This is a genomic window from Geosporobacter ferrireducens, assembly GCF_001750685.1.
GTDB lineage: Bacteria > Bacillota > Clostridia > Peptostreptococcales > Thermotaleaceae > Geosporobacter > Geosporobacter ferrireducens.
Genome location: NZ_CP017269.1, coordinates 2,954,691 through 2,977,239 on the forward strand (window position 1 = coordinate 2,954,691; position 22,549 = coordinate 2,977,239).

At 32.7% G+C, this 22,549-nt stretch carries 23 protein-coding genes and 2 pseudogenes; 17 read left to right on the forward strand and 8 right to left on the reverse strand.

Annotation, left to right across the window (positions count from 1 at the left end):
• The first annotated feature begins 50 nt into the window (after positions 1 to 50).
• The 3 genes and pseudogenes from Gferi_RS29035 to Gferi_RS13885 all read left to right on the forward strand — a co-directional run bounded on the left by Gferi_RS29035 (position 51) and on the right by Gferi_RS13885 (position 1,214).
• Positions 51 to 185 (forward strand): hypothetical protein, encoded by a 135-nt coding sequence (locus Gferi_RS29035; RefSeq protein ID WP_257785943.1) that lies wholly within the window; start codon positions 51 to 53, stop codon positions 183 to 185.
• Positions 186 to 343: 158 nt separating this feature from the next.
• Positions 344 to 523 (forward strand): annotated as a pseudogene (locus Gferi_RS13880) (IS200/IS605 family transposase); the annotation flags it as partial.
• 166 nt (positions 524 to 689) lie between these two features.
• Positions 690 to 1,214 (forward strand): integrase core domain-containing protein, encoded by a 525-nt coding sequence (locus tag Gferi_RS13885; protein ID WP_069977443.1) that lies wholly within the window; start codon positions 690 to 692, stop codon positions 1,212 to 1,214.
• A 498-nt stretch (positions 1,215 to 1,712) separates the two neighbouring features.
• Here the strand turns inward: Gferi_RS13885 and Gferi_RS29485 are convergent, their stop codons facing one another.
• Genes Gferi_RS29485 through Gferi_RS28160 form a run of 4 tightly spaced genes read right to left on the reverse strand, consistent with a single transcriptional unit; the run spans position 1,713 to position 2,863 of the window.
• A complete protein-coding gene (locus tag Gferi_RS29485; protein WP_408607509.1) occupies positions 1,713 to 1,769 on the reverse strand; it encodes a hypothetical protein in 57 nt (18 codons plus the stop codon).
• 15 nt (positions 1,770 to 1,784) lie between these two features.
• Positions 1,785 to 2,156, reverse strand: a complete 372-nt coding sequence (locus tag Gferi_RS27640; RefSeq protein WP_083273559.1) for a DDE-type integrase/transposase/recombinase — start codon at positions 2,154 to 2,156, stop codon at positions 1,785 to 1,787.
• A gap of 60 nt (positions 2,157 to 2,216) precedes the next feature.
• Positions 2,217 to 2,735, reverse strand: a complete 519-nt coding sequence (locus Gferi_RS27645) for an IS3 family transposase (protein ID WP_156782398.1) — start codon at positions 2,733 to 2,735, stop codon at positions 2,217 to 2,219.
• Positions 2,720 to 2,863, reverse strand: a complete 144-nt coding sequence (locus Gferi_RS28160; protein ID WP_156782399.1) for a hypothetical protein — start codon at positions 2,861 to 2,863, stop codon at positions 2,720 to 2,722. The genes Gferi_RS27645 and Gferi_RS28160 overlap by 16 nt, the downstream gene beginning before the upstream one ends.
• Positions 2,864 to 2,976: 113 nt before the next feature.
• Here Gferi_RS28160 and Gferi_RS13895 point away from each other — a divergent pair, with 113 nt between their 5' ends.
• From Gferi_RS13895 to Gferi_RS13950, 12 genes and pseudogenes are all read left to right on the forward strand, one after another.
• Positions 2,977 to 3,948, forward strand: coding sequence for a GHMP family kinase ATP-binding protein (locus Gferi_RS13895; protein ID WP_069977445.1), 972 nt, complete (start codon positions 2,977 to 2,979; stop codon positions 3,946 to 3,948).
• Positions 3,949 to 3,966: 18 nt separating this feature from the next.
• Positions 3,967 to 4,569 carry a D-sedoheptulose-7-phosphate isomerase gene (locus tag Gferi_RS13900; RefSeq protein WP_069977447.1) on the forward strand — a complete coding sequence of 201 codons (603 nt, stop codon included), beginning with the start codon at positions 3,967 to 3,969 and terminating at the stop codon, positions 4,567 to 4,569.
• A 146-nt stretch (positions 4,570 to 4,715) separates the two neighbouring features.
• Positions 4,716 to 5,951: an ATP-grasp domain-containing protein gene (locus Gferi_RS13905; protein WP_069977449.1), complete on the forward strand. Its 1,236-nt coding sequence runs from the start codon at positions 4,716 to 4,718 to the stop codon at positions 5,949 to 5,951.
• 23 nt (positions 5,952 to 5,974) lie between these two features.
• Positions 5,975 to 6,943, forward strand: coding sequence for an ABC transporter ATP-binding protein (locus Gferi_RS13910; RefSeq protein ID WP_069977451.1), 969 nt, complete (start codon positions 5,975 to 5,977; stop codon positions 6,941 to 6,943).
• Complete coding sequence (locus Gferi_RS13915) at positions 6,936 to 7,715, forward strand: ABC transporter permease (protein ID WP_069977453.1); 780 nt, start codon at positions 6,936 to 6,938, stop codon at positions 7,713 to 7,715. The genes Gferi_RS13910 and Gferi_RS13915 overlap by 8 nt, the downstream gene beginning before the upstream one ends.
• Position 7,716: 1 nt before the next feature.
• Positions 7,717 to 8,553: an ABC transporter permease gene (locus Gferi_RS13920; protein WP_069977456.1), complete on the forward strand. Its 837-nt coding sequence runs from the start codon at positions 7,717 to 7,719 to the stop codon at positions 8,551 to 8,553.
• A 140-nt stretch (positions 8,554 to 8,693) separates the two neighbouring features.
• Positions 8,694 to 9,873: pseudogene (locus Gferi_RS13925) on the forward strand (IS110 family RNA-guided transposase).
• 418 nt (positions 9,874 to 10,291) lie between these two features.
• Complete coding sequence (locus Gferi_RS13930) at positions 10,292 to 11,491, forward strand: ATP-grasp domain-containing protein (protein WP_069977458.1); 1,200 nt, start codon at positions 10,292 to 10,294, stop codon at positions 11,489 to 11,491.
• Positions 11,492 to 11,512: 21 nt separating this feature from the next.
• Positions 11,513 to 12,679, forward strand: coding sequence for an ATP-grasp domain-containing protein (locus Gferi_RS13935; RefSeq protein WP_069977462.1), 1,167 nt, complete (start codon positions 11,513 to 11,515; stop codon positions 12,677 to 12,679).
• A gap of 26 nt (positions 12,680 to 12,705) precedes the next feature.
• Positions 12,706 to 13,503 (forward strand): NUDIX hydrolase, encoded by a 798-nt coding sequence (locus tag Gferi_RS13940; protein ID WP_069977464.1) that lies wholly within the window; start codon positions 12,706 to 12,708, stop codon positions 13,501 to 13,503.
• A 61-nt stretch (positions 13,504 to 13,564) separates the two neighbouring features.
• A complete protein-coding gene (locus Gferi_RS13945; protein ID WP_169833000.1) occupies positions 13,565 to 14,509 on the forward strand; it encodes an NAD-dependent epimerase/dehydratase family protein in 945 nt (314 codons plus the stop codon).
• A gap of 32 nt (positions 14,510 to 14,541) precedes the next feature.
• Positions 14,542 to 15,822 carry an HAD-IIIA family hydrolase gene (locus Gferi_RS13950; protein WP_069977468.1) on the forward strand — a complete coding sequence of 427 codons (1,281 nt, stop codon included), beginning with the start codon at positions 14,542 to 14,544 and terminating at the stop codon, positions 15,820 to 15,822.
• Positions 15,823 to 16,108: 286 nt separating this feature from the next.
• Here the strand turns inward: Gferi_RS13950 and Gferi_RS13955 are convergent, their stop codons facing one another.
• The 4 genes from Gferi_RS13955 to Gferi_RS13970 all read right to left on the reverse strand — a co-directional run bounded on the left by Gferi_RS13955 (position 16,109) and on the right by Gferi_RS13970 (position 19,168).
• Positions 16,109 to 16,468, reverse strand: a complete 360-nt coding sequence (locus Gferi_RS13955) for an ATP-binding protein (protein WP_069977471.1) — start codon at positions 16,466 to 16,468, stop codon at positions 16,109 to 16,111.
• Between the two features lie 52 nt (positions 16,469 to 16,520).
• On the reverse strand, positions 16,521 to 17,390 hold the full coding sequence (locus tag Gferi_RS13960) for an IS3 family transposase (protein WP_330389695.1): 870 nt from the start codon (positions 17,388 to 17,390) through the stop codon (positions 16,521 to 16,523).
• On the reverse strand, positions 17,347 to 17,670 hold the full coding sequence (locus Gferi_RS29180; RefSeq protein ID WP_069977478.1) for a transposase: 324 nt from the start codon (positions 17,668 to 17,670) through the stop codon (positions 17,347 to 17,349). The genes Gferi_RS13960 and Gferi_RS29180 overlap by 44 nt, the downstream gene beginning before the upstream one ends.
• Before the next feature lie 229 nt (positions 17,671 to 17,899).
• Complete coding sequence (locus Gferi_RS13970) at positions 17,900 to 19,168, reverse strand: IS110 family RNA-guided transposase (protein ID WP_069975005.1); 1,269 nt, start codon at positions 19,166 to 19,168, stop codon at positions 17,900 to 17,902.
• Positions 19,169 to 19,507: 339 nt separating this feature from the next.
• Between Gferi_RS13970 and Gferi_RS13975 the strand changes: the two genes are divergently transcribed.
• Together Gferi_RS13975 and Gferi_RS13980 are read left to right on the forward strand one after the other, a co-directional pair.
• Entirely contained in the window at positions 19,508 to 20,320 is an 813-nt protein-coding gene (locus Gferi_RS13975) for a transposase (RefSeq protein WP_069977480.1), read from the forward strand.
• Positions 20,321 to 20,421: 101 nt separating this feature from the next.
• A complete protein-coding gene (locus tag Gferi_RS13980; protein ID WP_236932765.1) occupies positions 20,422 to 22,512 on the forward strand; it encodes a sigma-54 interaction domain-containing protein in 2,091 nt (696 codons plus the stop codon).
• The last annotated feature ends 37 nt before the right edge of the window (positions 22,513 to 22,549 follow it).

The following is a 22,549-nucleotide window of genomic DNA, read 5'->3' on the forward strand; positions in this document are numbered from 1 at the left end:
TGAAATTGAATACATACTGCAAAAAGGCCTCTTTAGTGGGGAGGGGGGAGATGTGCCAAAATCAAGAAATATTGAACAAAAATACAGGCTGTATCGACAAAACAGGCATCAAAACAACAATATCAACACAAAAAGATGCAAAGTTAAAAGATTTAAACCCCATAGGTCAAACACATTTGCCCTAATCACCGCGACTTCCTTCTTCTAGGGCAATCAAAAATTTTGCACATGTAGCTAAAGGAAATATGAAGACCTAAACACTAGATATTTACTAATGTTTAGGTCTTATTTCAGGGGCAAAACTTCCGATTGAACCCTTCAAGGACCGTCCCCACTTGCTTGTGGGAATAGGCATTTCTGGTGCCGGGGCTATTATGTGGATACAGTGGGACGCAATGAAAAGAAAATTGGGGAATATGTAAAGAACCAAATACAAGAAGATATAGCCAACGATCAAATAAGCCTTCAAGAATATATTGACCTGTTTACGGGTGAGCAAGTAGAAAAAGGCAAGAAAAAATAACAAGCTGCTTTAGCAGCAGCCTGTAAATGTAAACAGTTGGCGAACCAGTCAATGAGCCTTAAGGCTCAAGCGAGTAACATGCCCTTCTAGGGCTGAACAAACTATCCGCTGAGCGGGTAGTTTTGATTTTGAGATACCCATTTTATCTCATGAAGATAACCAAATTTTGATAAAACAGGATTGGAATATTTTAGCATTATTACACGGTCTGCCGTCCCCACTTGCTATGATATTTTATGTACTACACTCTGATAATGGCAGCCCAATGAAGGGCTCTTCCCTATTAGAAACCCTCTATCAGCTGGGGATAAGTCCATCTAGAAGCCGTCCGAGAGTCAGTAATGACAATCCTTACGCAGAATCCATCTTTAGAACCTGTAAATATCATCCAAGTTATCCATCAAAGGGATTTGTGGATCTAACCCAGGCCAGAACATGGGTGCTATCCTTTGTAAGATGGTACAACCAAGAACACAGGCACAGTGGGCTTAATTTCTTGACTCCAAATCAGAGACATAATGGACTAGCTGAACAAATTCTAGAGCAAAGGAAAAAGGTCTATGAAGAAGCTAAATCAAAGCATCCAGAGAGATGGTCTAGGGAAATTAGAAATTGGGATTTAGATGAAGAGGTTTGGCTTAACCCAGAAAAATCATCTGAAATCGTAGAAGAAAAAGAGAAATCTTCCTAAAATTATCCAGGTATACCTCGATTTTTTAAAATCAGAAGTTTTATGCCGCGAAAGCCTCTTTACAATGAGGCATGATATGTTAGACTGTTTTGCGGGCGGCATCCTCTTACAAAGCCTTATCCTGCTTAAATGAAGGGGATGCCACTGTTGCCCTAGAACATATCATGGGAGGCTCATTGTCAAGAGGACCGTGGAATAAAATGGTAGCCTAACATTTCAGTGATAAAAAATATTAGAGATTTAGCGACAACTATGTTGACAAATACAGTTTTAAAGTTCATTAAAGAGGAGTAGTTTCTCCAAATTAATTACCTACTAAAAGGCAGATGATAAAAAAATACATAAAGTGTAATAATATGACAACGTTTGTCGATAACTTAATGTTGAAATTTTGGAATAATTAAGTTATTATATAAAAAAATGGAAAATAACCATTAAATGGTATAATTAATAAATTATGGATCAGGGTCAATGGTTTGGATATAAAAGTGTGATATCTCAAGCAGCAAGTTTTTCAAATTCATTTGGAGTAAGATATCCAATGCTGCTATGAATTCTTTTGTTATTGTATCAAGATTCAATGAACTCAAATATCGCTAAATTTGCTTTCTTGTATGTTTGATAGATATTCCGGTAGATTTCTTCTTTCCTTAGAATTGCATGAAATGACTCAATTACGGCATTACCATAAGGATTTCCTTTGGTAGTATAGGACCTTTTTACTCCATAATTTTCTATTGATTTGATATAATTTCTGCTCAAATATTGGTTTCCACGATTAGTATGAATAATGACATTTTTAGGTTTTCCTTGTTTAAGTGTCGCTTTGTCTAAAGCATTCAGAACAATAGATTCATCCAATCTCCTGCTGAATTCATAACTAATGATTTTTTGGCTATGCAAATCAAGAATGTAGGCTAAGTAACACCAACCATCTTGCATTGTATGAATTTAGGTAATATCTGACACCCATTTCTGATTCAATCTTGTCGTAGAAAAATCTTACTTCAATAGATTTGGAAGATCTTCTTTGGTAGTCTTGCTATTCTTGCGATTGAGGCGTTTGATGACCACAGCAAATAAGCCCATATGTTTTATGAATCGTTGAATTCTTTTGAGGCCAGGTATTTTGTGAAGTTTTTCCTTTTTCTTCATATATTCATGAATTTTAGATGATCCATATCGATGATTGCTTTCTAAATGAGTTTTGAGAATGTGTTCTTTGATTAGCTTATTATCCATTGCCCTAGGAGAGCGTTGTGGCTTTTGAAAATCATAATATGAACTACGTGGAATCCCTAAAGTTTTATAAACGGCTTTAACTGGATATTGAGTTATTAAGGTGTTGATAGTCTCAAAGATACTGCTTTTCACTATTTTTTCGCCAATAGGGTCATTGCCTTTTTTAAAGATTTCGTTCTCCCGCGCGAACTGCGCAATTTTCTCCTTGAGTTCAGCTATTTCGCGAGGACTTAATGAACTCTCGTCGGAAGGATTAACAGGAGTCAAATCCTTAACCATCGCTGAATGGTTGCAGCTGCTACGCCATATTCGCTTTCGAGACTTTTGTAGCTATGGTTAGTGATATTGTAAAGGTTTACAAGTATGCGCTTGAAATCCTCATCATATCGTTTGACATTTTGTTTCATGGGGACACACTTCCTTTTAGATATAGTTATTATATCCTACTTTTCGTGTCCACGATTCTACACTAACACTATATTGCTAAATAAGGAACAATTCTAGGCAGAAAGGATATTGTATGATTAAATCAAAGACTCCGTTAAGAATTAGTTTAGCTGGGGGTGGAACCGATTTACACAGTTATTATCGGAAAGGTTATGGAGCTGTTACAAGCTTTACTATTGATAAGTATATTTATGTAATCATTAAAAACTACGATGAAAAAAGAATAAAATTGAGTTATTCATCACGTGAAGAGATTGTAGAGAATATAGAACTATTAGAACATCCTATCATTAAAGAAGCATTAAAAGTTTTCAATATAAGTGGAGGCATTGAGATAATATCTTGTGGAGATGTACCAGGAGGAACCGGGTTAGGATCTTCTAGCAGTTTTACCGTAGGATTAGTAAATGCACTTTATAAATATAAAGACCAACAAGTAAATTCGCAAATATTAGCAGAAACAGCCTGTAAAATTGAGATTGATATAATGAATAAACCTATAGGAAAGCAAGACCAGTATGCAGCTGCATTTGGAGGATGTAATTATTTTCAATTCAATTCTGATGACACAGTTACAACGATTCCTCTGAAATTAACAGAAAAGCAAAAACAATGGATAAATGGGGAAGTTTTATTATTTTATACTGGAATACAACGTTCAGCAGACGATATATTAGGTGATCAGATGCGTAATATTAGCCTTAGGTTACAGGAATTGGATTTAATGTGTAGACAGGCGGAAAAAATAAAAAGAATTATTGAAAATAGAGGTTGTTTAGCAGAGATAGGTGATTTGTTGGACCATGGATGGGAGTGTAAAAAAAGATTGTCGGATAAAATTAGCTCTGATTCTCTTAATGAACTCTATACTAGAGCTAAAAGAGCAGGTGCCATTGGAGGGAAAATTACAGGTGCAGGTGGTGGAGGTATGTTATTACTGTATTGTCCACAAGAGTATCAGCAAAGTGTAAGAGAGGAATTGTCTGATCTGCAAGAAATATTTTTTAATTATGTTGATAATGGAAGTTTTATAGAAATAGTATAGATGAAAGGATGAAGGGGTGTGTACAATTATTTAAAAATTTATCAACAATATAGAAAAGATTTGATTTTACAAATTCAGAAAATTAAAAATGATGAACTTATAAAGATTGTTGAGGCGATATACAATTGCTATATGAATGATAAAGGCATTTATATTGTAGGCAATGGAGGAAGTGCAGCTACAGCTTCACATTTAGCATGTGATTTAGCAAAAATTGCAGATAAATTTGGTAAGGGACTCAGAGCAATTTGTTTAAATGATAGTAGTGCAATACTTACAGCTATCGCTAATGATATTGATTATAAGATGATTTTTAGTGATCAAATGTCTAGAGTATCACAAGGAGGGGACATTCTAATAGTATTAACTGCTTCAGGAAACTCATCAAATATAATAGAAGCAGTTAAATTTGCACAGGAAAACAATATATATTCTATTGGTTTGTTAGGGTTTGATGGTGGGGAGGTTTTAGAAAAATTAGATAACTATATTTTAATAGATAATTATAACTATGGGGTTGTAGAAGATGTTCATTTATCAATATGCCATATGATATCACTGATGCTTAAGTGTTACTTTGTAAACAGCAAAGGAAATACATTTGCATTAAGTTTAACATAAACAATATAAAGATAGCGAATTATGAAGCATTTAGAAAATATAAGACTCATGGGATAAAATCAATTTTTAAGGTAAATAGCAAATACTTTTCATTCCATTACAGAATATTTATTATATTATAGAATGATATAAAGGTGGTATTAAATTTGGAGAAAAAAAGATTATTAGTTATAGGAAGTGGATCGGAAAATTATCGTCGATATATTTTGGAAACTGCGGTTCAAATGGGGTTAGAAATTATTTTAGTTTCTAATAGGTCTGCTACTTGGGAGATAGGTTTATGCAAGAAAATTATTTTTTCTAATATAGACAATGCTGCTGCTATGTATGAAAGGCTCTCAAAATCTATTGATATTAATAGTATAAATGGGATATTTACGTATGTAGAAGAAGCAGTTTATCCTACTGCGCAATTAGCCCAAATATTAGGATTACCTTTTATTTCTGTACAGACAGCTCAGGCAGCTAGAAATAAATATGTGATGAGAAAAAGATTTGAAGAGAGTGGATTAAAGACACCAAACTATGTAAAAATACGATCCATTGAAGATCTACAATATGCACAAGATAGTTTAAAATTACCAGTAGTTATTAAACCAATTGATGGTTGGGGAAGTATTGGAGTTATAAAAGTTGAAAAATGGGAAGAGCTTAAAGGTATCTTTGAGAAAATCTCTAAAAATAAATTTACTGAAACTGAACCTACTTTTATTTTGGAGGAATATCTTATAGGTAATGAAGTTAGCGTAGAATCTGTGATATTTAATAAAAAAATTCATCATTACGGTATTGTTCAAAAATACATTTGTAATGAACCTTATTTTGAAGAAGTTGGACATTCTTTTCCGGCAGAACTACCTGATGATTTGATTGAAAATACACTTAATGTTACGGCTAAAGGTATTGAAGCTTTAGGGATTAATAGTGGAGTAACCCATACAGAATTAAGATTAACCCCTTCAGGTCCTGTTATCGTAGAGATTGGAGCAAGACTTGGTGGGGATAAAATACCATATTTAATACAACTAGCTACAGGTATAAATCTGGCTAGAAATGCTATTAAGGTTGCATTAGGTCAAAATCCGGATTTTGAATATAAATTCATAAAAGGTTCTGCAATTAAATTTTTTGTTCCTCCATCTTCATGTGAAATTTTAGAATATCCCGATTTTGTAGATGTAATAAAGTTATCAAATGTACATGAATTAAGGTTTAAGCCGCCATTTGGGTTATTAAAAGTTCCTCCAGAAGGATTCTTTACACGTATGGGATATGTAGTTACTTGTGATATTACTGGAGAAAAAGCATATAAAACTGCTTGTACAGCAGAAGATTTAATAAAAATAAAATACGTTGAAGCTGAGGAGGTGAATCCTTCTTAAATTACGTTTAAAGAAGGTTTTATATGATAGCTATAAATGTCGAAGAATTAGTACGTAGATACAAAAAAAAGAACTTATTAAAAAAAAATGAAGAGTATGTGGCAGTTAATAATATATCATTTCAGGTCAATAAAGGAGAAATGTTTGGATTATTAGGGCCAAATGGTGCTGGCAAAACCACAACAATTAAGATATTAACAACATTGCTATTTCCTACAGAAGGTACCGTTAATATAATGGGATTAGATATTAGAAAAGATGCTAAAAAGATTCGTAATCAAATTAATTTCACTTTTGGTGGAGAACGAGGATTATATTGGAGACTTTCAGGAATGGATAATTTGAAATATTTTGCTGATTTATACAATGTGCCTACGGATATTGCTAACAAGAGGATTAATAGAATTTTAGAAATCATTGGACTTAAAGAGTGGAAGAATGAAAGAGTTGAAAATTATTCTAAAGGTATGAAGCAAAGATTGCATATTGGAAAGGCATTAATAAATGATCCTGAAGTGATATTTTTAGATGAACCTACTTTAGGATTGGATCCTGTTGGAGCAAAAGATTTGAGAGAAATAATACAAAATCTCTTGAATTTAGACAAAACAATATTACTTACAACACACTATATGTACGAAGCCGATTTATTATGTAAAAGGATTGCAGTTATAAATAAAGGCAAAATACTAGCGAACGATAAACCCGAAGCTTTAAAAAGCTTAGTCAAAGACTCTAATATTTTTGAGGTAGAAGTTTATGACATTGACAATGATAAAATTAACAAAATTAGAAACCTTGAATTTGTGCAGAATTTACAAATTGATTCAAATGAAAATAGTAAACTTTTGCAAATTCAATTAAAAAAAGAGTGTAATATAAGTAGTATATTATCAATTATTGATGATAATGGGATTAAGGCAATTACAAACAGACGTCCTACGTTAGAAGATGCATACATAAAGTTGGTGGGGGATGGAACTAGTGATTAAGATACTAAAAGTTATAAATATAGCAAGAGTTCAATTAATTATGCGAAAAACAAGTCATATGTGGATCTTTGTAGTATTTATTCAGCCATTGCTCTATTTATTTATGATTTGGATGATACTTAAAGGAAGTGATAGGAAAATTTATACTGTTGATACTATTATTGGAGCCGGAATGATGGGGACATGGAGTTCTATTTTATTTTCATCAGGAGCTGATATTGAAAGAGAACGTCAGTGGGGAACATTAGAGATGTTAGTTGGATCTCCTACATCACTTTCAACAATTATTATGGGAAAAGCTTTGACTAATAGCTTTTCTGGTATATTTTCTATGATATTAGCGTATTTAACCATATTGTCCTTTAATCAGCAAGTAATTATAAAACATCCGTTACTATTTTGCTTAACGCTTATTATTACTTTAATCTCTGTTTCAGCTATAGGAATGATTGTATGTACTCTATTCACTTTGTCCCGTGCAGCAAGAGGGTTAATTAATATTATGGAAACTCCTATTTTTTTATTATCAGGTATTATGTTTCCAATAACAATTCTTCCATTTTGGTCTCGACCTGCATCTTATATCTTAAGCTTAACGTGGGGGATTGAAGCACTAAAAAAGACTAGTGGAGGAATTAATAATTGGGCTGATTACAAAATGGATTTAGCAATTTTAATTGTATTAACAATATTTTATATTATTTTATCTCTTTGGTTATTCAAAATTGTAGAGAACAAAGCTAAAAAATCTGCAACCTTGGGGGTATTTTAATATGAGTAACAAATTTTTAAAAAATAATAGAACTTCAAACATGTTTTTTACAGAATATATTTTACGCTTTTTGAGAGCAACTCTATACTCGTATAAAGCTCTTTTTGCTTGGTTAGAACCTAAAATTTATATTTTAACTAAAATAGTAAGTCCACTTTTTCAAATTATCTTTTTTACTTATTTAGGAAGTTATTATATAAAAGGAAGTGGAAATCTTTATTATATAATTGGAAATGCTGTTCAGATTTCTGCAATTAGTGCTATAAATGGGGTAGCTATGACAGTAGCCTCAGAAAGAACAGAAGGTACTTTAGCTTTAATTTTAGGAACTCCAGCAAATCGTGTTAGAATTTTTGTAAGTCGTTCTGCTTTACATATTATAGATGGACTTATAACCACTGGCATAGGATTTTTATTTGGATATGTATTTTTAAATTTAAGCTTCAACAATGTTAATATTTTTTTGGTTCTGTGCTGCATTTTTATAACAATATTTTCAATGTCAGGTTTGGGATTATTAATTGGCAGTTTTGGACTAGCATTAAGAGAGGTAAATCTTCTTTCAAATTTAATTTATTATATACTTTTGGTATGTTGCGGGGTAAATTTTCCTGTAACCAGTTTGCCTTCATTAATTCAAAAGTTTGCCTATATACTTCCACTAACGCATGGATTAGAAGCTATAAGAAAAGTTATGATTGGATATGATTTCCAACAAATAAAAATTCTTCTAGTTGAAGAATTTTTTATTGGTACAATCTATTTAATTTTAGGTTATATATTTTTTAGAATTTTAGAATTAAATTCAAAACATGCTGGAAGTATTGATTTATATTAAAGAAAATAGAAAAGGAGCATTCCTGTAATAAATAAAAATGGACTTTGAAAAAAGAAATATCACCTGTTAAAATACGAGGTGTCAGATAGTCTCGCGAGGAAAACTGACCCTTAAATTTAAATAACAGGAGGTATTCTAATATGAATTATACACAAAACAGAAAGGTTTTTCAAATAAATGAAAGAACTTTAATTATTGGTGTTGATATTGCGAAACACAAGCATGTTGCTAGAGCCCAAGACTTTAGAGGCTTTGAGTATGGTACCCACAGGTCATTATTGATTTAACATAGGACACTTCTTAAAAGAAAAGAATATTAAATTGGTCCTAGTAAATCCCATGCATGTCAAGAAATCTAAGGAATTAGACGATAATTCTCCTACAAAAAATGATCTTAAAGATGCAAAAGTAATTGCTCAATTAGTTAAAGATGGTAGATATTCTGAACCTATCATTCCTGAAGGACCCTACGGGGAGCTTCGAGTAGCTATGGATGAAAGAAAGGATATTAGCGATTCTCTAAATTCAATTAAGAACAAGATTCATCGTTGGCTTGATAAATACTTTCCAGAGTTTCTAACAGTATTTAAGGATTGGGAAGGTAAAGCTTCTTTAATTACCCTAAGAAAGTTTCCATTTCCTAAAGATATTTTAACACTTGGAGAACATCAAATTCTTAGAATTTGGAAAGAAGATGTCAAGAGAGCCGTAGGCACTAAAAGAGCTCGTAGTCTTATGGAAGCCGCTAATGTTTCTATTGGTATTGATTCTGGACTTACAATGGCTAGAAAACAATTGAATAATCTATTAGATAGATATGAACTTTTGAATGCTCAAATGGAAGGATTAATGGGACAGATTGAAAGTATTCTATCAACTATTCCAGGATCAGATGCAATGCTTTCTATGTCGGGATTGGGTGTAACTACTGTGGCTGGTTTTTTGGCTGAAGTGGGAGATTTAAAAAACTATGGACATCCAAAGCAAATACAAAAGCTTGCAGGTTTAAATTTGAAGGAAAACAGTTCTGGTGAACATAAGGGACAAACAACTATAACTAAACGAGGAAGGCACAAATTAAGGGCACTCTTGTTTAGGGCAATTATGCCAATTGTTGCTAAGAATCCTGAGTTTAAGGAATTGCATAGATATTACACAACGAGGGCGCATAACCCATTAAAGAAAAAGCAATCTCTTATTGCATTATGTTGTAAGTTGATTAGGGTATTATTTGCTTTAGGCACAAAGGGTACTATGTACAGTTCACAGAAACTATTAAAGGATATGAATGCTTCTACAGTAGATTTACAAGTAGCTTAATCGTTGTTCAAAAACAGTATTTGATTTGTCACGGTAACAGTATTGAAATGTCTTAGAACTTTGAACCTTGATAAAAGAAGCTCGGAGCAGCTGGTAGGTATATATTCCATAAGGACATTGATCCTGTAAAGGAGCATTTCCAGCCTCCACCTCATGGATAGATAGAACGAAGGAATTTAGGGACGATTTGATCCTGCGAGACATGGGAGGGTAATCACCATGAGCTATTGTGGAGATCCATTGGCGATCATATTTAGCTAAGCTAGGCGTAGCCTTATGAAAAGTCAAACCTAAATACCAGAAATTTGAATATATTAAATAAATATCCAAGGGACTTCTTTTAAAAGATAAAGAAATTCTAAGAATGAGTGAGTATTTTAAAGAAAAACTTAATTTATAGAGGGAGGTGTTATAGTCTATGAAAAAAAATATTTTAATACTTAATAGAATAGATTTCAGTAATTATTATGATAATGACAAACCAGTAATAGATTATAGTAAGTATAATGTTTTTATTTTGACAAAAAAAATACATGCAAAATCAATCCCAGTGAATGATTATGTAGAATTAATCTCATTAGACTTAAATAATGATGAAAGAGTGATTGAAATTGCAAAGGAATTACACAACAAATATAAATTAGATAAAGTGCTTGCTTTATCAGAAAGAAACTTATTGACTGCTGGACTAATTAGGGAATATTGTAATATTTCAGGTATGACGTACAATGATATTTATCCTTTCAGAGATAAATGTACAATGAAAAGTATTTTAAAAAAAGCTAATATTAAGGTTCCAGATTATGTAGAGATAAAGCAGGTTGAAGATATTGTTGATTTTATAAGTAAATATAATAAAGTAATTATAAAACCTAGACAGGGAATGGGATCTGAGAATACGTTTGTAATTGAGAGCATGGAAGATCTTCAAACTATATTGCCAATTATATCCGAAGATATAATGAGTTATGAAATTGAAGAGTTTATAGAAGGAGAGCTTTATCATTGTGATACTGTGGTCCAAGATGGAAAAGTTATGTTTTGTTCTTTTATGAAGTATATTAATTCAATTATGGATTATGAATCAAATAGATTTGGCGGCGGGTTTATGTTAGATGATGATTTATTAGATAAAAACATAAGATCCTTTAATAAAGACGTTATAAAGGCGCTAGGATTTAGAAATGGAGTTTCTCATTTAGAACTGTTTATAGATAAATTTGGCACAATAACATTTTGTGAAATTGCAGCTAGGCCCGGAGGAGCAACTATTATTCCTGCATACGAACAAGCGTATACTATTAATTTACATAAAGCGGCTATATGCTTAGAATTGGGACAGCAATTATCTAAAGTAAAAAATACTGGTTATTTGAGTGGATATATAATTCTACTTCCTAAAAAAGGGGTTATAAAAAAGGTTTCTGACACTAGAGAGTTTGATAAACCGTGGATACCATTTAAAAAAATTAATGTAAAAGTTGGTCAGGTACTTTCTAATGCCAAATATAGTAGTGATTCTATAGCAGAATTTGTTGTAATTGGCAAATCTTCTAGAGAAGTACTTAATAGACTTATGTGGGTTGAAGAACAATTTATGCTGGAATGTGAAAGCTAACTACATACGGAGGTGGGAATTTTGAAAGGGCTTATTACAAAAATTGATAGATTGGATATGATTAAAGCAGCATTTGAAGAGTTAAATATTGAATTAAGAATAGTTGAATGCTCTCAACCTTTAGTTGGATTTGACATACCAGAAGTAACATTTGAACATGATCAGTACAAATATCTTCAATTAGTACAAAAAATATTGGTAGACGAAAAAATAGATTTCTGTTTTTCTACCTCTGGGTATGACGATCTTGTTATTTTAGATAGCAATCTTAGAGAATATTGTAATTCAATAAATATACCATTTATTGGACAATCAACTGAAAGTTCAATTATATGTTATGACAAATGGCTAACAAAGGCAGTACTAAATTATAATAATGTACCAATAGTTAAAAGTGTATTATGCAATTGTGAAGAAGAATTATATAAAATAATAAAAGCTACAGATCAGCCTATAATCTGCAAAAGATTAAAGAGTTGGTCTGGAATTGGGCAGTTGGTTATAGTTCCTGACCAGATTCAAAAAGATAAATTAGACAGTATTGAATATCCAATAATCGTGGAGAAGTTTATTAACGCTATTGAGATTAGTGTTAATATATTTACGCACAATGATAAACACTTTTGCTACCCTCCTGTTTACAAGGGGGATACGTCTATTACATCAGACCATGCTTTAAATAAATTAAGAATTTGTCCATATGATTGGGGAGAAGAGCAACTAAATCAGATAATTTCTACTGCAGTAGCTGCAGTAGAAGCAGTAAAAAGCACTGGATGGGCAGAGGTAGAAATGTTCTTATGTGACGATAAGACTTTACTAGTTACTGAAATTAATGCACGATTATGTGGGACAACACGTATGATATCAATGGCTACAGATGTAAATCCGTATTCTTTATCCTTAAGAAAGGTATTAAGCATAAGTGAATTCAATAACAAGATCGATGCTATTAGTAAGGTCATAGAGTTTCCTTTTTACCAAAATATTCCGTTGATTAATGATGACGAAATACACGTTTATTATTCAAAAACACCGCAAAGATATTTGGGAAAAGTGACTGCGAAAGTAAAGGGAGGCTCTTTGTCACCACGGCTTAGAGGCTTAATTGAACAAGGTAAATGTGAATGTTTTATTGATGATATAAATAATTTATGCCTAAAAAATAGCAAAAAATTAATTCTATAAATATAAAATAAAATGTGAGGTGTTTTATGAATAATAATGATATTTTAGCATATGGTCCATGGGAGAATAATAAAGTAAATGTCATATTTGACAATGCTTTAGTTGAGAATGATGAAAAAACAAAAATATATATAAATGATATTTGGTCTGAATATTGCAAAAAAAGAGCAAAGCATTATGATAGCAAACTTTTAAGACTTAGTTCTTGGAATAAAGAAGATGAGATTTTGAAATTGTATACTGGGATAACATATTATTCACATTATATTGGAACAAGGGATCCAGTTTTTAAAGAAAGATGTTTAACAGGAATCAGAGCGAATCCTATTGGTATGACTATAATTCCAATTACATCAGATAGAAATATAGTTATTACTAAAAGATCTGCAAAAATGGAGCAAAACCCAAATAAATTATATTTCTGTGGGGGGTATGCAGAACCAAAATTTGATGAAAAAAATAGCATTAATTTAATGAATGAAGCATTAAGGGAAGTTAATGAAGAATTAGGTGCAAATGAATTTCTGTATTTTAATTTTATCGGACTAGCCTATGACCCAGTTTATTGTCATCCAGAGCTATTTTCTACAGCAGTAGTAAATGTTACTAAAGAGCAAATAATAAGTGCATGGAGTAATGCAAAGGATAGAGATGAGTCGGAGTTTTTACTTTTTTTATCTCTAGATGATGTTTGTAATGGTGGCTTTAACAAATTCAATATAGAAGTTACATGGAGTTATAGCGTAGGGGTTAAGTTGTTTACAAATAAGGTAGTTAATAAGATTGCAGATTATTTTAATAGTAAATCGGATCCGATTGAATAAATGAATATCTATGTAAAAAACGTATTTTTTATTATTTTATTATTAAGAAAGAGGAATGTATATGAGTATTAAATGTTTTGTGACTGGTGGAAATGGATTCATTGGTAGTCATTTTGTTGAGTATTTAACTAGTTTAAATAATTATAATATAACAGTATATGATAATTTCGCAAATGCTGAAAACAAGCTATCAGCAATCAAGAATGATAATTTGCAAATAATCGATGGAGATTTAAATGATGAAGAAAAATTGAAAGATAGCATAAAAGGTACTGACGTTGTATTTCATCTTGCTGCTTATAGTGATACTAAAGCAAGTATGTCAGCAAGAGAATTAACAATCAATAATGGATTTATTGCTACTAAAAATTTACTTGAAGCCATGGTGGAAAATAAAGTAAAAAACATTGTTTTTACTTCAAGCCAACTTGTTTATGGTGAAACTAAGAATAATATAATAATTTCCGAAGAGCATGGTCCATTGCTCCCAGTTTCAATATTTGGGGCTTCAAAGTTAAGTTGTGAAGCATTAATTAGCGCTTATACTTATCTTTTTAATATTAATTCAGTAATTTGCAGATTATCAAATATAATAGGAGGTAGAATGAGTAGGGGAATTATATTTGATTTTGTTAATAATCTAAAGAATGATTACAGTTGTTTAAAAATTCTTGGTAATGGTTGTCAAGAAAGAAGCTATTTACTAATAGATGATTGTGTCAAGGCTATTCATAAAGCATACTTATCAAATGGAAGTAAACAATGTTGTGTACTAAATATTGCCAACAAAGATACAATTTCAGCTCGTAGAATTGCAGAAATAGCAATAGAAGAAATGGGGTATAAAAATATTACTCATATAGAGACATCTGATGACGATTATGGCTGGAAGGGAGATGTACCAAGATTAATGCTTGATATTAGAAAAATTCAAGAATGTGACTGGCTACCAAATATAAATTCAGAAGGGGCTGTACGTGAAACAATTAGGCGAATTCTAGCTTAATAATTTTATATAGGTTAGTAGAGGAATATATTATGAAAGCAATAATACTTGCTGGTGGTAAAGGTACTAGACTTGGATCAAAAGATGTCCCTAAACCAATGAGGTTAATTGGTGGTAAATCTCTATTAGAGATACAAATTAATATACTTAAAAAGTACGATATTTGTGATATAGTTCTTATCACTGGATATATGTCATCCTATATTGAGAACTATTTTGGCGACGGTTCAAACTTGGGGGTTAATATATCTTATTTTATTGAGAAGGAACCTTTAGGTACAACAGGTGGAATAAAGGCTATAGAAAAACAACTAAGAGAAGATTTTTTTGTTATATATGGAGATGTTATCTTTGATATTGATCTTGATAATTTAAAGAAGTTTCATGCAGAAAAAAATAGTGAATGTACGCTTGTATTACATCCTAATGATCACCCCGATGATAGTGATCTTGTTGAAATTGATAGTAATAATAGAATTATTAACTTTTATCCCAAATACCGTAATAAGAATAATTATTACAGAAACCTTGTAAATGCTGCAATTTATATTTTTTCACCAAGTATTTTACAATATATTGAAAGTGGAAAAAAATCAGACTTTGGAAAAGATATATTCCCGTTTATATTTGACAAGTTGAAAATGTTTGGCTACATAACAGCTGAATACATAAAGGATATAGGAACTCCATATAGATTACAAAAGGTAACAGAAGATTATTTATCAGGCAAAATTGAGAGAATGAATATGATAAATAAAAGGAAAGCTGTTTTTCTAGATAGAGATGGAGTAATTAATGTTGAGAAGAATATTATTTGTAGAAGTGATGATTTTGAACTTTTACCTTTAGTAGTTGAAGCAATTAAATTGATTAATGATACAGAATATTTAGTTGTTGTAGTGACTAATCAACCAGGTATAGCAAAAAATATGTGCAGTATTGGTGAGCTTCAAATAATACATAATAAGATGGAATATTTATTAGGGAAAATGAATGCTAAGATAGATGCTATATATTACTGTCCTCACCACCCAGATATTGGGTTCAAAGAAGAAAATAGGAAATATAAAATCAAATGTTCTTGCAGAAAGCCTGAGCCTGGGATGATTCTTCAAGCTGTAAAAGACTTCAATATAGATTTAAATTCTTCGTTTATTATTGGTGATTCTTATAGGGATATAGAATGTGGAAAAAGAATTGGATTAACAACAATAGGGGTAAAAACTGGTTATGGATGTATGGATAATGATTGCAATCCTGATCATATATTTGACAATTTACTAGATGCAGCAAATTTTATTTGTAATTCATAGGCGTTAACCTAACCCATGTTATTCCAAGGTAAAAATTACATTTGCAAAAAAGCATAAAAAATGGGAATCTCAAAGTGACGACCAAATCACAAAGGAGAGATTCCCATGAAGATATCTTCATCACTTATTATACAATTTATTTGGTTGTTTGATAATGAATATTTCGATGAGAGAGTACCACTTTGTCGTCAAAAGTGAACCGCCCTCACGCTAAAACTGAGCCGCCTTTTTCGGAACACAGGGCCACCCAAGTAGATGGCTCCTGTATTCTTTGAAATGACTAGATTTAATCAGAAATGCTGCTGTTAGATCTTTGATGCTTTAGCCCATGTCGCTCACGCATTGACTCTTTCCCGTCAATGAGAATTTCATAAGCATTATGCTTGATACGATCGATGATGGCTTCCGACACGGTACTATCCTCGCTAGCTCCAATACGCTCATACCAGCCCCTTGGATCAAACTGAGTACAGAAAATCATGGACCCTTGTCTCGTTCTGGCTTCGATGATTTCAAATAGATCCATGGCCTGGTCTGTACTAAGGGGTTTTAGGAGCCACTCATCCAAAATCAAAAGATTTACCTTTTGATAGGTTTTAATCAGTTTTTTGTATGTGCCTTCACCTCTTGCTATAATGCCCCCCAATGTCAAGACACGAAATGAACTTTTTTAAGTTATGCTCCTTTCTATTGGATATTTAGGCGACTTCGGGTAGTTTTCCATTATAGACTTCCATAGGGCATAAATCTCCTATGGAAGAATGGGGTCTATAGGTGTTGTACTCATGGATGTATTGACCCAGTGCCCGTCTTAGGGCCTTCGGGGTTTCAAATTCATGAATATAGATTAAATCGTACTTAAGGGTTCTAAATAAGCGCTCGGTTCTTACATTGTCCAGGGCTTGACCTTTTCCATCCATTGAAATCTTTACGTCTACGGATTCAAGAAGTTCAATATAGTCAGGATTGGTAAAGTGACTTCCCTGGTCACTATTGATAATCTCTGGTTTTCTTGTGGATAATGCCCTTTTTAAGCAGTCCATCACAAAGGTCTTCTCTAAGGTGGTGGATAACTCATAGTCTACAATGCATCTGCTGTACCAATCAATAATAATGAATAGATACATAAAGCCCTTGTTCATTCTTATGTAGGTAATATCAACGCCCCAAACCTGGTTAGGGCGACTGATATTTAGGTTTCTGAGTAGGTACGGCCTCTTGTACTGGGCATGATACCGCTTACTAAGATTTGGCTTAGGGTAGATTGTATAAACTCCCATATCCGTCATCATCCTACGGACTTTCTTCTTATTGATGATCACATTTAATTCACGGCGGATGGTTTTTGTGAGCATCCTATAACCCCATGTGGGGTGATCTGTATGAAGTTCATCAATTTTGTGCATGACTTTTAAGTCCTCTTCTGAAATGCTTATTTCTTTTGGAGGATCACGATATAGGCTTGTACGATTGACACTTAATAGTTCAGCCTGTCTCTTAATGGAGATGTTAGTATCACTAAAATCAACGAGATTTTTTCTTCCAGTTGGGTCCGAGGAGTTCTTCAGATTTTTTTTTCAACCAGTCTACCTCATAGGTAAGCTGGCCAACCTTTCTCTCCAGTTCAGCTACATGTTCCTTGCTTTCTTCAAGCTCCTTTTCGGATTCTGAAGGCCCTTTCTTAAATACTTCAGAAGCTCGCTCAAGGAATTCTTTTTTCCAGCGGGATAATACGAAAGGACTTATATCATGCTTAGCAGCTAGTTCATTTATGGTCGATGTCTCTGCTAAGATTTCCAGTACAACTTTAGCTTTAAACTCTGGTGTATAATTAGTTCTCTTTTTCATAAGATCATTATAACTTAAATTTCAGATTATGTGTCTCACCCTATGGGTTTATTATATGCAACCACAAGATCGTTGAGTAGTTCAGAAAGCAAGTAGACCAGCTAACTGATGTCAAGAGTAAATTTAAAATAACGATTTACTGATAAGGGGCATAGGAATCAGCCCTTTTATTCTGCCGAACTTTTTAAAAGAGCTAAAGTAAAATATTCAGTTTAGCTAATACATTTCTCTAGGCTACTATCTTCACATTAGACCGATGCATTTTCACTTGCTCTTCAGGCGTGATTAAGACAAATGGATTCTCATTTTTAAGTACAGAAAATATGATCCTTACGAGTTTGTTCATCACTGCTCCTAAAGCTTGTTTTTTAGCTTTGATCTGTATCTTTTTGTGATAGTAGTCATAAATAACTTTGTTGACGTACTGCCCGTTAGGGTTTTGTCTAATGGCTACTGTGGCTGCAATATAGAGTGCCTTGCGAATAAATCTAGATCCTCCCTTTGTAAATTTATTCTTTGTCCCAATGAAGTTACCTGATTGTTTAACGGATGGGTCAATGCCACAATAGGCTACAAGCTGCTTAGAACTTTGAAACCTTGCAATGCTTCCAATCTCTCCAGCTATGATAGGAGCTAGATTTTTACCTATACCAGGAATACTACGAAGTAGCTGAATTGCAGGTATGTTGATTGCTAAAGCCTCTATCTTTTTATCTATCAAATCAAGTTGTTCATTAATATGCTTTAAATGATTTGCATAGACAATGATGATTTGTTCATAGGCAGTTAATAGAATTCCAGTCTCCTTCCCTTCCTGTGCACTCTTCAGAATGAGTTCATATTTTTTCGTAGCATAGGCCATAGATGTTCTCGAGGTAGTTCTGACGATTTGAACAATATCATCTTTGGTTCCTTCTAGAAAAGATGTTGGAGACGGATAACGAACTAATAATTCTAGGGATGTTTTACAGGAAATACTTTTAAAAACCTTTGTAAATCCGGGCATAACCTGTTCGATAGCAGCTTTTAACTGATTCATTACACTAACTCTTTGCTCTGAAAGATGATAATGGGTACGGGTTAATATCTTTAGGTTCTCAAGGTACTCATCCTGCATTTGATGTTCTTTTAAGTTCATAAAGAAGTACATCTTTGCAAGTTCCTCAGCGTCTACCTTATCTGTTTTGACTTTCCTAACCGTGGAATTTTTGATAGAATGAGATAGGAGAGGGTTAATTAAATATACCTTCAAGTTATGGCGTGTGAAGAAGTGGACGAGGCGATTTGAATAGTGACCAGTGGATTCTAAGACGATTACTGGTTTCCTATTAAAGGCTTTCTCCACTTTTTCTATTTGGTTGATGACTGAAGCTAGTCCTTCTCCTGTGTTTAAAGCCTTAAATGGTTTGAGATAAGTTTCACCTGTTGGAGAAAGCGCAGCATAGTAGCAAAAGTCTTTTGCCACATCAGCCCCTATTACTGGAAATTCTCCTTTCATATGAAATTCCTCCTTAGTATAGTTTTGAAGGATTATCCATTCCATTCCCTAGAGATTACAGCCTTGCGCGTTAAACGGGAATAAGTGATCCCAACCAGCCAAAACGTATATGCTTTTGAAATGGAATAATAGTCTGAATGTCGGGTATAGAAAATTCTTCCCTGGGACGGTTACATTTATATTCTTCAAAATGCATATACCCTTTTTGATGATTGTTCGGACTTTTAAAATCTTAAAATGAATAATCCTTCTAACTACATATTACAAGGGACGGTCCTTGCTTGCTAGATTGACATAGGTATAGGTATGGAATAAACTGGAGATATGGGGGTGGGAAGATTGCCTAGACAAGCAAGAGAAAAAGGAGAATTTTCGACCTATCATATCATACAGCGAGGGAACGATAGAAAAGAAATTTTTTTATCTGATTATGATAAAAACCGATTTATAGAAACCTTGATTAAGATGAAGAACAAATATAATTTTATAATCTATGCTTATTGCCTGATGGATAACCATGTACATCTATTAATGAATGATAACGGCAATGATATATCCAAAATCATGAAAAGTATTAATGTAAGCTATGTCTTATATTTCAATCGAAAATACAAAAGGTATGGACACTTCTTTCAAAATCGGTTCATAAGCGAATTAATTACTGATGATACATATTTAGTAGAGGTAAGCAAATATATTCATAACAATCCTGTGAAGGTTAATATAGTGCAACAGCCGGAGGCCTATAGATGGAGCAGCTATGGAGACTATATGCGGAATGGAACATTGGGATTCATTGATACAGATAAAATATTAGATGGTTTTTCTAATACAAGAAGCAAAGCGATCAAGGAATATCAAAATTATGTCAATAAGATAGGGAATACAGTAGAGATAATAGACATTGAAGATCATCATGAACATGTAAAAGAAAACACTGTATTTATAGATTCCATTAACGATGCAAGAGAAACTGTAACATATATGCTAGCAGATAGAAATCTTTTGATGGAGGAATGTCTTTTAAATAAGGACATACGTAATGAAATGATAAGATACCTACGAAAAAATTCAAATCTAACGCTAAAAGAAATAGGACAAATTGTTGGAGGCATAAGTGAATCAAGGATAAGTAGAATATTGAATGGTTAGATTGGCAAGCAAGGACCGTCCCCGCTTGCCCTTACGGTGTTAAGTGAGATACTTTGTTGAATAAAAGAATAAGGGAGATAGGAATAAGGTGTAATTGTGGGGTGAATACTTTGAAGAAGATTGCAGTTGCAACATTATATAGAAATTCTGGGGAATTTTATTATCAACAAATTAAAGATTTATTTGGGGACTATGTAGATGTTAATAGGTATTGTTTTGAGGATAGAACAATAGAAGAAGATATTGTAGCGGATTTATTATTGGTTCCATCCTTTGATACCTATGACGCTATTAAAAGATATCTTAAGGGCAATCCAGAAATTGTCGTTGCTAAAAGAACAATATCAAAGAAGGCACTTCAAAAAATAATGAGCTTACCAAAGGGTACCAAAGCAATTCTGGTCAACGTTAGTGTAGAGATGGCAATTGATACTATAGCTACAATATATCAATTGGGAGGAAAGCATATTGAACTGACTCCTTTTTATCCTGGAACAGAAAACATACCTGATATTGATATAGCGATTACACCTGGCGAAGCAAAATATGTACCAGACAAAATAACTACTATTATTGATATAGGAGATAGGGTTTTAGATGTAAGTACCATAATAGATATAGGAGTTAAACTTAAGCTTGAACATATATTAAATAATGAGAATACGAATAAATATTTTAAAGAGGTAATATCAGAAAGCACAGGGTTAAATAGAATAATGGGAAAAACAAACAGGCTTCAAAGTCAATTCGATATCTTGCTGAAAATGTTAGATGAAGGGATAATAGCTGTAGATTCAGATGGGATAATACATTCCTGTAATGAAAGTGCATCAAAGATGTTTGGGGTTAATAAGGAAAGTATTATTGGTAAAAGGTGTGAAGAGATATTTTCTACAATACCCTTTAGAGATGTTTTAAAAACATCTAATCCTATAAAGGAACGATTGATTAAAATACGAGATATAGATGTTGTGGCTACAGTGGTGCCGATTTGTGATTCTAATACACTATGTAATTCTAACACCTTATATGGGGGAATTGCTACAATTAGAAAGTTTAGTGATTTGGAAAAGAAACAGTATAAATTAAGGGCTCAGTTGATCGGAAAGGGACATAAAGCTAAGTATACCTTTAAGGATATCTTAGGGGACAGTGTGGAAATTAATAAAACAAAGGATATAGCTAAACGAATGGCAAAATCCGATTCTTCTATCTTAATTCTTGGGGAAAGTGGAACAGGTAAGGAGCTATTTGCTCAAGCGATACATAATGCTTCTTTAAGAAAGGATTATCAGTTTGTAGCAATAAACTGTGCTGCATTACCTGAAAGTCTATTGGAAAGTGAGCTGTTTGGATATGAAGAGGGTGCCTTTACAGGAGCTAGAAAAGGGGGTAAGCCAGGTTTATTTGAGCTAGCCCATATGGGAACATTGTTTCTTGATGAAATAGGTGAAATGCCTATAAGCTTGCAAGGGAGGCTTTTAAGGGTATTACAAGAGAAGGAAGTTATGAGAATCGGTGGAGACAGTATAATCAATGTTGATACTAGGATTATTACCGCAACAAATAGAGACTTAGATAAGCTGGTTGAGAAAGGTAATTTTAGACAAGACCTTTATTATAGATTAAATGTTTTAACATTAAGGATACCAAGCTTAAACCAGAGAAAAGAGGATTTAGATATATTAATTAATGAATTTATGACGGAGTTTGGTTCAAGTTTTGAACTATCAGTTCCTACGAATAAGCTGTTCTTTGAACATGATTGGAAGGGTAATGTTAGGGAACTAAGAAACTATATTGAGTATATTTCAAATCTAGGAGAAAAAATAATAGAACCCATGCACCTTCCCTTTAATTTTTTTAATACAAGGGAGGAACTACAAAAAATACCGGAAGAAGAAATAATAATTATTAATAGATTTATAAATTCTATGAATCGAGATGTTAAAATTTATCGATTTATTTTAGAAAAACTTGAAAAAAGCTATATTTCAAAGGAAAATGTAGGCAGGAGAAGTTTAGAGGCAAAAGCAACGGAAGTGGGATTATTTCTAACTGAGCAAGAGATTAGAAGGATTCTACACACTTTAAATGGCTACTCCATGGTTGAAGTAATAAAGGGGAGAGGCGGTACAAAGATAACAGAATTCGGTAGAAAGACATTAAAAGTATTGAAACAAATGGGTTAATTGGGGTTATAAAACACCCATTTAACCCATTAATTAT

Bases quoted from the DNA above. Each gene is read 5' to 3' on its own strand.
- Gferi_RS27640 (WP_083273559.1), bottom strand. From the start codon at position 2,156: ATGCAAGATGGTTGGTGTTACTTAGCCTACATTCTTGATTTGCATAGC.
- Gferi_RS13970 (WP_069975005.1), bottom strand. From the start codon at position 19,168: ATGAAAGGAGAATTTCCAGTAATAGGGGCTGATGTGGCAAAAGACTTT.
- Gferi_RS13910 (WP_069977451.1), top strand. From the start codon at position 5,975: ATGATAGCTATAAATGTCGAAGAATTAGTACGTAGATACAAAAAAAAG.
- Gferi_RS28160 (WP_156782399.1), bottom strand. From the start codon at position 2,863: ATGAAACAAAATGTCAAACGATATGATGAGGATTTCAAGCGCATACTT.
- Gferi_RS13920 (WP_069977456.1), top strand. From the start codon at position 7,717: ATGAGTAACAAATTTTTAAAAAATAATAGAACTTCAAACATGTTTTTT.
- Gferi_RS13945 (WP_169833000.1), top strand. From the start codon at position 13,565: ATGAGTATTAAATGTTTTGTGACTGGTGGAAATGGATTCATTGGTAGT.
- Gferi_RS13930 (WP_069977458.1), top strand. From the start codon at position 10,292: ATGAAAAAAAATATTTTAATACTTAATAGAATAGATTTCAGTAATTAT.
- Gferi_RS13950 (WP_069977468.1), top strand. From the start codon at position 14,542: ATGAAAGCAATAATACTTGCTGGTGGTAAAGGTACTAGACTTGGATCA.
- Gferi_RS13895 (WP_069977445.1), top strand. From the start codon at position 2,977: ATGATTAAATCAAAGACTCCGTTAAGAATTAGTTTAGCTGGGGGTGGA.
- Gferi_RS29180 (WP_069977478.1), bottom strand. From the start codon at position 17,670: ATGAAAAAGAGAACTAATTATACACCAGAGTTTAAAGCTAAAGTTGTA.
- Gferi_RS27645 (WP_156782398.1), bottom strand. From the start codon at position 2,735: ATGGTTAAGGATTTGACTCCTGTTAATCCTTCCGACGAGAGTTCATTA.
- Gferi_RS13940 (WP_069977464.1), top strand. From the start codon at position 12,706: ATGAATAATAATGATATTTTAGCATATGGTCCATGGGAGAATAATAAA.
- Gferi_RS29035 (WP_257785943.1), top strand. From the start codon at position 51: ATGTGCCAAAATCAAGAAATATTGAACAAAAATACAGGCTGTATCGAC.